The 9,847-nt window shown below is 68.3% G+C and carries 7 protein-coding genes; 4 read left to right on the top strand and 3 right to left on the bottom strand.

What is annotated here, in order from left to right:
- The first annotated feature begins 390 nt into the window (after window positions 1-390).
- Window positions 391-1,017 (top strand): DUF6308 family protein, encoded by a 627-nt coding sequence (locus tag AB0B82_RS34985; protein WP_360178753.1) that lies wholly within the window; start codon window positions 391-393, stop codon window positions 1,015-1,017.
- A gap of 36 nt (window positions 1,018-1,053) precedes the next feature.
- On the opposite strand, the gene AB0B82_RS34980 is transcribed toward AB0B82_RS34985, so the two are convergent.
- Complete coding sequence (locus tag AB0B82_RS34980) at window positions 1,054-2,637, bottom strand: LLM class flavin-dependent oxidoreductase (RefSeq protein WP_360178750.1); 1,584 nt, start codon at window positions 2,635-2,637, stop codon at window positions 1,054-1,056.
- 78 nt (window positions 2,638-2,715) lie between these two features.
- A complete protein-coding gene (locus AB0B82_RS34975; RefSeq protein ID WP_360178747.1) occupies window positions 2,716-5,739 on the bottom strand; it encodes a BTAD domain-containing putative transcriptional regulator in 3,024 nt (1,007 codons plus the stop codon).
- A 123-nt stretch (window positions 5,740-5,862) separates the two neighbouring features.
- Between AB0B82_RS34975 and AB0B82_RS34970 the strand changes: the two genes are divergently transcribed.
- The 3 genes from AB0B82_RS34970 to AB0B82_RS34960 are packed head-to-tail and all read left to right on the top strand — an operon-like array spanning window position 5,863 to window position 7,819.
- Entirely contained in the window at window positions 5,863-6,426 is a 564-nt protein-coding gene (locus AB0B82_RS34970; RefSeq protein WP_360178744.1) for an NAD(P)H-dependent oxidoreductase, read from the top strand.
- Window positions 6,427-6,474: 48 nt separating this feature from the next.
- Window positions 6,475-7,014, top strand: coding sequence for a dihydrofolate reductase family protein (locus AB0B82_RS34965; RefSeq protein ID WP_360178742.1), 540 nt, complete (start codon window positions 6,475-6,477; stop codon window positions 7,012-7,014).
- A 16-nt stretch (window positions 7,015-7,030) separates the two neighbouring features.
- Window positions 7,031-7,819 (top strand): maleylpyruvate isomerase family mycothiol-dependent enzyme, encoded by a 789-nt coding sequence (locus tag AB0B82_RS34960; protein WP_360178740.1) that lies wholly within the window; start codon window positions 7,031-7,033, stop codon window positions 7,817-7,819.
- Between the two features lie 78 nt (window positions 7,820-7,897).
- On the opposite strand, the gene AB0B82_RS34955 is transcribed toward AB0B82_RS34960, so the two are convergent.
- Entirely contained in the window at window positions 7,898-9,256 is a 1,359-nt protein-coding gene (locus AB0B82_RS34955; protein ID WP_360178737.1) for an FAD-binding oxidoreductase, read from the bottom strand.
- Window positions 9,257-9,847 lie beyond the last annotated feature (591 nt).

The raw sequence follows: 9,847 nt of genomic DNA, 5'->3' as shown, positions 1-9,847 counted from the left end.
TGGTTTACTCCACCTGAGCCGCAGATTCGAGCCATATCGCCGCTCTATCCCCCACCAAGCTCGACCGGGCGTTGATTCTGCAACAGGCTCTACAACAGGCCGGCACGCAAATAGCCCGCCAGTCGCGCGAGATCGGAGGGACCGCTGGCTGCGTCAGGGCCTGGCCTCGGGTCGAGTTTGCCTCCGTTCGGTTGCCGGGCTGTGACAGAGAGTTGACGAAGGTGAGGACCCTCGGAGCGGGGATGATTACGGGTTGTGGACAGTGGGAAGTGACCCTGGAGTGCGGGTCGGGTCAAAGTCGCTACGATCTGCGGAAACAGACTGACGAAACGTTCGAATGACGGTCCGCCCGCTGGCGGGTCTGCCACCACAAGTGTGAGGGTGTGGCTCATGAACATCGGTACCCGGAAGATCGTCGTCGACGAGGCGATCGCGCAGCTGCGGCTGTATGCCGAAACGAACGGCGCCGTGCTGCAGTACTACGACGGGTTGCCGGGGCTGACGACCGTCGGCGGCTCGGACCCGAACCGGGTGACGCTCGAGGATCTCGGCCGGATCATGGTGATCGGCGCGGACCTGCGGGCGATGGACATCCCGTGGCTGCTCGAGGTCGAGGCCGAGAAGGAGCTGGCTGCGATCCCGGTCGACGCGCGGCTGGAGGACGCGGAGCCGGGCAGTGAGCTGTTCGAGGCGGCGATGGCATTGGACGAGAAGTTCAACGGCCACCGCGGGTTCGGGCACGCGAAGAAGTCCAAGCTGCTGCACCTGAAGCGGCCGTACCTGTTCCCGGTGACCGACAGCTTCATCCGGATGACGTACGGGTCGGCGTCGGCCGGTGCGGAGTTCCTCAAGGCGGTCCGCGACGACCTGGTGAACCCGGCGAACGTCCGCGACTTCAAGCTGCTGCAGGTCCGCCTGATCGCGGAGCCGGCCACCTCGGCCGCCCGCCTGCTCGGCGAGGTACCGACCCTGCGCCTCCTCGACATCCTCGCCTCCCTCCTCGGCGAGGCGAAGTAACCCGAACCGCGACCGTTCCGCACCCGGTCCGCCGGGCTAGAGGACGCCGAGGCGGGCCAGGGGTTCGACGAGTTCGCGTTCCTCGTACGACAGGTGCGAGAGCAGGGTGTCGTCGAGGACGTCGACGGCGGCGCGCAGGCCGTCGATGTCGCCGGAGCCGTCGACCAGCGCGACGAGTGCCTTGTCCACGCCCTCGAGGACGTCGTGGATGATCTTGTGCTCCTCCTGCAACCGGTCCACGACCGGCACCAGTTCCGGATCGGCGCGACGGATGTGCGGGAACAGCGACGCGTCCTCGAGCGAGTGGTGCGTGGTGACGAGCCGGCAGTACGACTCGCAGTACGTGCCCAGCGTCCAGTTGTTCTGCCGCATCGTCATCGTGTTGATGTGCGACCGCGCCGCCCCGATCCCCAGCGAACCGGCGGCGACCTGCTCGACCAGGTCGTGGATCTGCTCGAGCTCCGCCCGCAGATGATCGTGGACGTCGATCAGGTGCTGACCCGATTGCAGCTGGTACGGCGTGTACGTCCGCGACGGATCCGGCGCCGGGCCGGTCGGCCGCGTCGACTCGTCCAGCAGCTGTACGTCGCTACGCCGCACCGCGGGAGGTGGTGTCGGTACGACGCTGAAGCCGGACCCAGCAACTCCCGCCGACGCCACTGGCTCAGCCGCCGCAGCCTCAGAACCAGCAACAGCTGTGCCCGATCCCGCGACAGCACCACCGGACCCACCGGCCGCAGCACTCGACCGAGCGACCTCAACGGCCTCACGCACCCCCGCGGCCACCTCGGCGAACCGCCGGATGTCATCCGGATCGTCCGAAGCGAGGATGTAGGTACTGATCCCCTCCCCCAGGGTGAGCTCGGTCAGCTGATCGATCCACACCTCCTCCGGGCCCTGCAAGAACCCGCCACGCCCAGCGAACCGACCGGAGATGTTGTACAACCGCCGCACGTCAGCAGGATCACGTCCGGCATCAGCAGCAGCGTCGTCGATGATCTTGTTCATCGCAGTCAGCTGATCCGGCCCGGCGTACCCGCTGCTGGGCAGCCACCCATCGGCCAGCCGACCGGTCAGCGCCAGCATCCGCGGCTTGTACGCCCCCACCCAGATCGACACATCGTGCGCGGGCGCCGGGCCACGCTTCGCACCGGACAGCGAGTAGTACTGACCGGGGATCCGGATCCCGCCACCCGCGGGATTCCAGACCTCGCGAATGATCGCGATGGCCTCCTCCAAAGCGGCGATGCTCTGCCCGGTCGTCAACTGCGGCCCACCGTTCGCGGCGACCGCGTTCAGGAAGCCACCCGAGCCCAGGCCGAGCTCGACCCGTCCACCCGTGATCAGGTCGAGCGTCGCGACACTGCGCGCCAGCACGACCGGATGCCGGAACGGCAGGTTGGCCACGTTCGTGGTGACCTTCACGCGCTGAGTCTGCGCGGCGACGACGGACAGCAGCGTCCACGCGTCCATCAACCGTGGCTGGTACGGGTGATCCTGGAAGCTCACGAGGTCGAGGCCGACCTGCTCGGTCAGCTGCGCCAGCGCGATCACGCGATCCGGCGCGTCGACCGTCGGGGTCACGAACGTGCCGAAGACCAACTCGTGGCCGTAGTCCATGGGTTCACCTTCACCTGTCGATGGTCTGCTCGCCAGCCAAAGTACTTCGCTGGACAAATAATCTCAACTACAGAACATCTACTGGCGGACTAGCCCGAAAGCCTCCGGCGGCGTCAGCCCACGACCCCGCTCGTACGCCTTGCGATACGCCTCCGCGCCGAGCGCCGACTCGGCCGCCGCGACCGCCCGGGCGAGGTCGTCGGTCTCGGCCGCGGCCATCAGATAGTTCTCCGTCGCCCGGGTCGCGGCTGCACTGCCGAGCAGCGTGGCGGCGAGCGACTTGTCGGGGTGACAGGCGGCGATCCCCTCGAGCGACCAACACATGCCCCGCAGCGAGTCGAACTGCTCCGATACCTGGAAGGCCTCCACCTGCAGCTCCAGCGCCTCGTCGTACCGGCCCTGCAACTCGCGGACGAACCCGAACTCGCTCAACACGATCGACAGGTAGAGCACCGAATCCGGCTGCCGGCGCGCCTCGGCGATCAACGCCTGCAGCCGGGTCGCGGCTTCGTCGAGAGCGCCGGTACGGCGGGCCGCGAAGCCGAGCACCAACTCCGCGAGCGCCTGCGTCGAGCGCTGGCCTTGCTCGGTCGCCAGCCGGAGCGCGCGCTCGCCGTACGTTCGCGCCGAGTCGAAGTGTCCGCGCCGGATCGCCGTCCAGCCGAGCATGCCGCAGGCGCCGGCGACCTCGGGCCACAGGCCGATCTCTTCCGCTGCCTCGACGCCTTCCACGTGCAGCCGCTCCGCCTCGTCGAAGTCGCCGATCAGCTCGGCGTGCGCCCCGAGCCAGCCGGTCGCCTCCAGCAGGCCCCACCGGTCCCCCAGCAATCGGAAGATCTCCATGCTCCGGCAGGCGTCGTCGTAGAGCGCCGGGAGGTCCGCTCGCACGTGTGCATGCTTCGCGCGAGCCGCCAGCACCGCCGCGACGCCCCACCGGTTCCCGTCGGCCTCAAACGACTTCAGGGCCTGATCCAGCATGGACAAACACGCAGACAGATCGCCGACATCGCTGGCAGCGTGGGCGATCCACCAGAGCCCCATGGCGTCCGCCTCATCCAGCCACCGATCTCGCTCAGCCCCTGCAGCCGGGTGGCCCAGCAGGTACATGAACCCGGCACGCCACACACCAGCGCGCGCTGACCCCGGTACGGCCGCCAAGGACCGCATGGCCTCCGCGTAGCGACCACGCAGGAACCAGTACCAAGACAGCGCATCCACAAGCCGCTCAGCCAGGTCCAGCTGACCTGTGGTCACTGCACGGTCCAGGGCGGTGCGGAAGTTCGCGGAGTCCTCGTCGAGGAACCGCAGCCATCGACTCTGCTCGCTACCGAACAACGCTGGTCGCGCAGCCTCGGCAAGGGACACGCAGTAGGTCAAGTGCCGCTGTCGTGTCGGCTCCAGCTCGTCCGCCTGCTGCAATTTGTCGAGGCAGTACGCCGCCACCGACTCCAGCAACCGGAACCGTGCACCGTCCACCGGCACGACGAGCGACCGGTCCACCAGGCGCACCAGGACATCCAGTACGTCGTCCTCACCACACACCGCCGCCGCAGCGTCCGCCGTACAGCCGTCAGCGTGTACGGCGAGGCGCCGCAGTACGGACTGCTCCTCCGGGTCGAGCAGCTCCCAGCTCCAGTCGATCATCGCGTGCAACGTCTGCTGCCGTGGCGCAGCACCGCGATGACCTGTTACGAGCAACCGGAAGCGGTCGTCGAGTCGCGCTACCAGCCCACGGACGCCCAGCGCGCGTACCCGCGTAGCAGCAAGCTCCAGCGCCAGCGGAATGCCGTCGAGCCGGCGACACAGTACGGCGACATCCGCCACGGTCTCGTCCGTGAGTTCGAAGCCCTGCGACGCCGCTGACGCCCGCGTGACGAACAACCGCGCCGCGCTGCTCTGGCTGACCTCGTCAACCCCCGCCGACGGCGGCGGCACGGACAGCGGCGGCACGCTCCACACCACCTCACCGGCCAGACCGAGCGGCTCCCGGCTGGTGGCCAGGACACGCAATCCCGGAGCGGCGGCGAGCAAACGGTCCGTCAGCGCAGCCACCTCATCGACCACCTGCTCGCAGTTGTCGAGCACCAGCAGCCGAGTCCCCATCACAGCGGCCAGCCGATCAACCACTGGCGTACCTTCGGTGTCACGGAGGTCCAGCGCGGCCTGTACGGCGTCGGTGAGCGCATCGGCGACCGACAACGCGTCACTGGTCACAGCAGCGAGCTCAACCAGGGCAACGCCGTCCGCGAACCGGTCTGCTACGTCCGCAGCGGCAGCCAACGCCAAACGGGTCTTACCCACCCCGCCCGGACCGGTCAGGGTGACGAGCCTTGAGCTGCCCAAACGGGCAGATACCTCGGCCAGCGCGTCGGTGCGACCGATCAGCTCAGTCATCTGGGCAGGCAGGTTGTTCCGGGCGTGCGGCAGCTCCTGGGTGAGGATCGACTGCTGTAGCGCGACCAGCTCCGGACCGGGGTCCAAGCCGAGGTCCTCCAGGAGCAACTCGCGCAGCTCGTCGAAACTCTCCAGGGCCTCGGTCTGCCGCCCAGCGCGGTAGAGGGCCTTCATGTGCGCGGCCCGGAGGCCCTCACGCAGCGGGTGCTCCTTCACAAGCGCTGCCAGGTCAGCCACGGACAGATCAGCCTGCTCCAGCGCGGTGAGCCGCAGATCGGTCAGCCGCGCCACAGCCGCCTCGGCGAACGCTTCGTCCGCGAAATCGGCGTACGCCGGACCACGCCACAGCGCCAGCGCCTCGTCGACGGCGCCCCGCGCCAGCAGGTCGGCAAACTGCAGTGCGTCGTAGTTGGCGGCCGAAACAGCCAGTGAGTAACCAGCCGGACCGGACTGCACGAGTGAGCGGCTGCCTGGCTCGGCGTCCTCGAAAGCTCGCCGCAGCTGGGACACCTTGGCCGACAGCGTGCCCGATGGGTTACCGGGCAGTTGCGCGCCCCAGAGGTCGTCGATCAACCGGTCCGCGGGCACCGGTCGCCCCTCGTGCACCAGCAGGTCGGCGAGCAGCGCGCGCACTTTCAGCCCCTGGACGACCACAGGCGTACCCGCGTCCGTCCAGGCCGTCACCGGTCCCAGCACCCCGAAGCGCATGACCGCACCCTATTCCGGGCCGGCCGACAGGGACCGCAGATTTTCGGACGAACCGGAATGAACCGGAAAGAAACCGTAAACGCCGTCCGGCAGAGTGTGGTTCAGACGGAAGGAGGACGGCAGATGCGACTCGCAGTGATCATCGGAAGCACCCGGCGGGGCCGGTTCGGACCGACGGTGGCGCACTGGCTGGCCGAGCAGGCAGCCAAGCAGTTCGACGTCGACCTGGTCGACCTGGCCACCGCCGACCTGCCGGCCACGCTGCCCGATGCCGACGAGGAGCCTCCGCGCGAGGTCCGGCAACTCGGTGGCCGCCTCGCTGCCGCGGACGCGTTCGCAGTCGTCACTCCGGAGATCAACTGCAGCTTCCCGGCCACACTGAAGACCGCACTGGACTGGTACTACGAGGAGTGGCACGCCAAGCCGGTCGCGATCGTCAGCTACGGACGGGAGAGCGGCGGGCTGTACGCCACCGCTCAGCTGCGGCAGGTCTTCACCGAACTGCAGGCCGTCACCATCCGCAACACCGTCGCGCTGCCCTGCTACTGGGAGCAGTTCACCGTGGACGGCGGCTGGCCGCGGCCGTCCGCCGGCTACGAGGCGTCCGCCAAGCTCATGCTCGACCAGCTCGTCTGGTGGGCCGAAGCACTGCACGACGCCCGGGCGCATCGCCCGTACCAAGCCTGAATCCAACGCTCACAACCAAACCTGCAACGAACGCTGAGAGGAACGACCATGCGGAAGCTGATCGAATCCACCTTCATCACCCTGAACGGCGTCATCGACGAACCACAGAACTGGAGCCCGCCGTACTGGGACGACGAGCACGCGGACTACAGCCAGACGCTGATGGAGAACGTCGAGGCTCAGGTCCTCGGCCGCGTCACGTACGAGGGTTTCGCCGACGCCTGGATGTCGCGGGCCGGAGACCCGACTGCGGACCTGTTCAACGCGATGCCGAAGTATGTCGCGACCCGCACGCTGACCGAGTTCAAGTGGAACGCGCAGCCGCTCGAGGGCGACGCCGCCGAGGCGGTGCGCAAGCTCAAGGCGTCCGACGGCGGCGACCTGATCAAGTACGGCACCGGGTCGTTCTCGAAGACGCTGCTGGAGAACAAGCTCGTCGACGAGTACCACTTCTGGATCTTCCCGGTGATCGCCGAGGGCGACAACATGTTCCACGGCACCGGCATCGACATCACCCACCTGGACCTGCTCGGTACGACGACCTTCAAGTCGGGCATCGTCGTCCACAAGCTGGCTCCGAAAGCCTGACGGGAGGGACGTCGCGATGACCGAACTGACCGCGGAACGCGTCCGGCAAGGAATCGTCGAGCACTCGCGACGGCTGGCGGAGTCGGCTGTCGCGACCGACCCGGGCACCGCCGTGCCCACCGCCCCGGAATGGAACGTCGCCGAGCTGGTCGAGCATGTCGGCCAGACCCACAACTGGGTCGCCGAGATCATCGAGCGCCGCATCGCCGACCCGACCCATCTGCCGACCGAGATGGCGGTCATGCCGACCGACCCGGCCGAATGGCCGGCGTGGCTCGCGGAATCCGCACAGCGGGTCGCGGCCGCGTGCTCCGACGACGCGCTCGACGCGCCGGTGTTCAACGCTGCCGGTGACGAGCGCAGCGGGACGCGCTTTTGGATGTCGAGCGTGCTGAACGAATCGGTCGTCCACGGATTCGACGCACATGTCGCGGCCGGCCGGCCGACGGATGTCGACGCCGACATCGCGGCGGCGCTGATCAGCAATCACCTCGCGATGCTCACCTCGCCGACGTGGGAGATGCTGCGCACCGAGTCCGCCCATGCGATCCGGGGTACCGGCCAGCGGCTGCAATTGGTGGCCGGGGACTGTGCCTGGTTCATCGAACGGTTACCCGACGGGGCCGTATGGCGCACCGGCCGGCACGAGGCCGACGTGACCGTGACCGGGCCCGCGGGCCCGATGTTTCAGACGCTGGTCCGGCGGCTTCCGCTCGACGACGCCGAGGCCGCCGGGCTCACGATCGAAGGCGATGCCGCCTTGGTCCGGCACTGGCTCGACAACACCGCCCACGTCGCGGACTGACAGCAACCGGGGCGAGGAAAAGACGAGGTGCCAGGAAGGAAAAGGGGCATCCTGGCACCTCGTGGCTAGGGTTGTTGCCTAGGGCACGATGTTCTGGTTGAGATGGAACACGTTGTCCGGGTCGTAGGCGCGCTTCACCTCGGCCAGCCGATCGTAGTTCTGCCGGTAGTTCTCCCGGATCCGGCCCTGGTCGTCGTCGGCCATGAAGTTGATGTAGCCGCCGGGTTCGGACAGCGGCGCGACGTCGTCGTAGTAGGAGCGAACCCACTCGATGTTCGCCTCGTTGTCGGCCGGATCCGGCCACATGCCGGCCAGCACGGTCGCGTAGTTCGCGTCCCGGTAGGCGAACGCGGTGCCGTCCGGGGTGATCCGGTGGCAGGCGCCGTTGATCGGGTAGATGTGCACCGTCGAGTTCACCGACGGCAGCCCGGGCGCGTGCCGCAGGTGGGCCTGGATCGCCTCGTCGGTCAGCTCGGTGACGAAGTTCGCCTTCCAGTAGTGCTGCAGACCGGGCGGTACCAGGCCGTCGAACGCACTGTTCAGCGCCGGATACGGCATCGGCCCGACGTGCTCGGCCATCACCGGCGCGAACTCGCGGAACTTCGCGATCTGCGCCTCCCCCTCGTCCAGATCGCCGGCCCAGCAGCCGACGATCGCCACGAACGGCTCCCCGTGCCGGTTCTCCGGAATGAACGGCAACGGCGGCGCGACCTGGAACGCCGGGAACCCTCCGAGTTGCTCGGGCGCATCCTTGATCAGCTCCCGGAACCCGGTCAGGACCGCGGGCGTGTCGGACATCTCGAAGAACATCGGGCCGCCGTAGATCGTCGAGACCGGCGACAACCGGAACTCCAGCGCGGTCACCACGCCGAAGTTGCCGCCGCCACCGCGCAGCGCCCAGAACAGGTCCTCGTGCTCCTTCTCGCTGGCGATCAGGAACCGCCCGTCCGCGGTCACCACGTCCGCCGAGATCAGGTTGTCGCAGGACAGTCCGAGGCCGCGAGCCAGGTACCCGATCCCGCCGCCGAGCGTGAGGCCGCCGACACCGGTGGTCGAGATGATGCCGCCGGTGGTCGCGAGTCCGAAGGCATGCGTGGCCGCGTTGAAGTCGCCCCACGTCGCGCCACCCCCGGCCCGCGCGGTGCGCGTCACCGGGTCGACCCGGACGTTGCGCATCGGGTTCAGATCGATGACCACACCGTCGTCGACCGTGCCGAACCCCGGCACACTGTGGCCGCCGCCGCGGACCGCGATCTCGAGGTCGTTGCGCCGCGCGTAGTCGATCGCCGCCATCACGTCACCGACGTTCTCGCAGCGGACGATCACCCGCGGATGCTTGTCGTGCATCCAGTTGTTGACCCGGCGCGCTACGTCGTACCCCTCGTCCTCCGCTGTCAGTACCTGTCCCCGCGTGCGTTCTCGCAAATCCTCGACCATGGTGGCTCCCCGAACCGCTGCTGTACTGCGCATTCGGCGCGCGCGGGCAGCTCGACAGCGCTGCGCACCGCACACCGTGCAGACCGATCGTCGCCGTCGAGTGCAGCGCGAGAACGTCCCCCAGAAAGCGTCTGAACCCCCGACGGGAATCGGCCCTCCCCCAGACCCGTCTTGCCCCGACCCTGCCAAGCCGAGCCGAGTTCGTCAATGCTGCGCCGCCGTCAATGCTGCGCCACAAGCTGATTTACGGCTCTCCGCACTGATGTGCGGGTTGGGTTTCTGCCGGAGGGGTGGTCGGGGGCGTGCAGCGTTGGTGTGAACCCGGCGAACAGCCCTGCCTGCGTCACGTAGGTGGCCGCCGGCGCGCGTCGAGCTACCGCGGCCGTGGTCGCTCTATGACCGGTACTTGTGACCGATCCATGGGCGGATCCGGGCCTGGGTGACCAAGTCGGCGCCCACGCTGGACGACCGCGCTGGACACCGCGCGCGTTCCCGCACGGTGGGTTCACCCATCGTGTTGTGGGTTCCTGACCCGTGTGAAGGGTGCGGAACCCACAACAGCGTGGGTGAACCCACCGTGCGGCTGGTTGA

The sequence above is a fragment of the Kribbella sp. NPDC048915 genome (assembly GCF_040649595.1).
Classification (GTDB): domain Bacteria; phylum Actinomycetota; class Actinomycetes; order Propionibacteriales; family Kribbellaceae; genus Kribbella.
The sequence above is the reverse complement of the archived record's forward strand: the minus strand, read 5'-3'. Positions and strand labels throughout refer to the sequence as shown.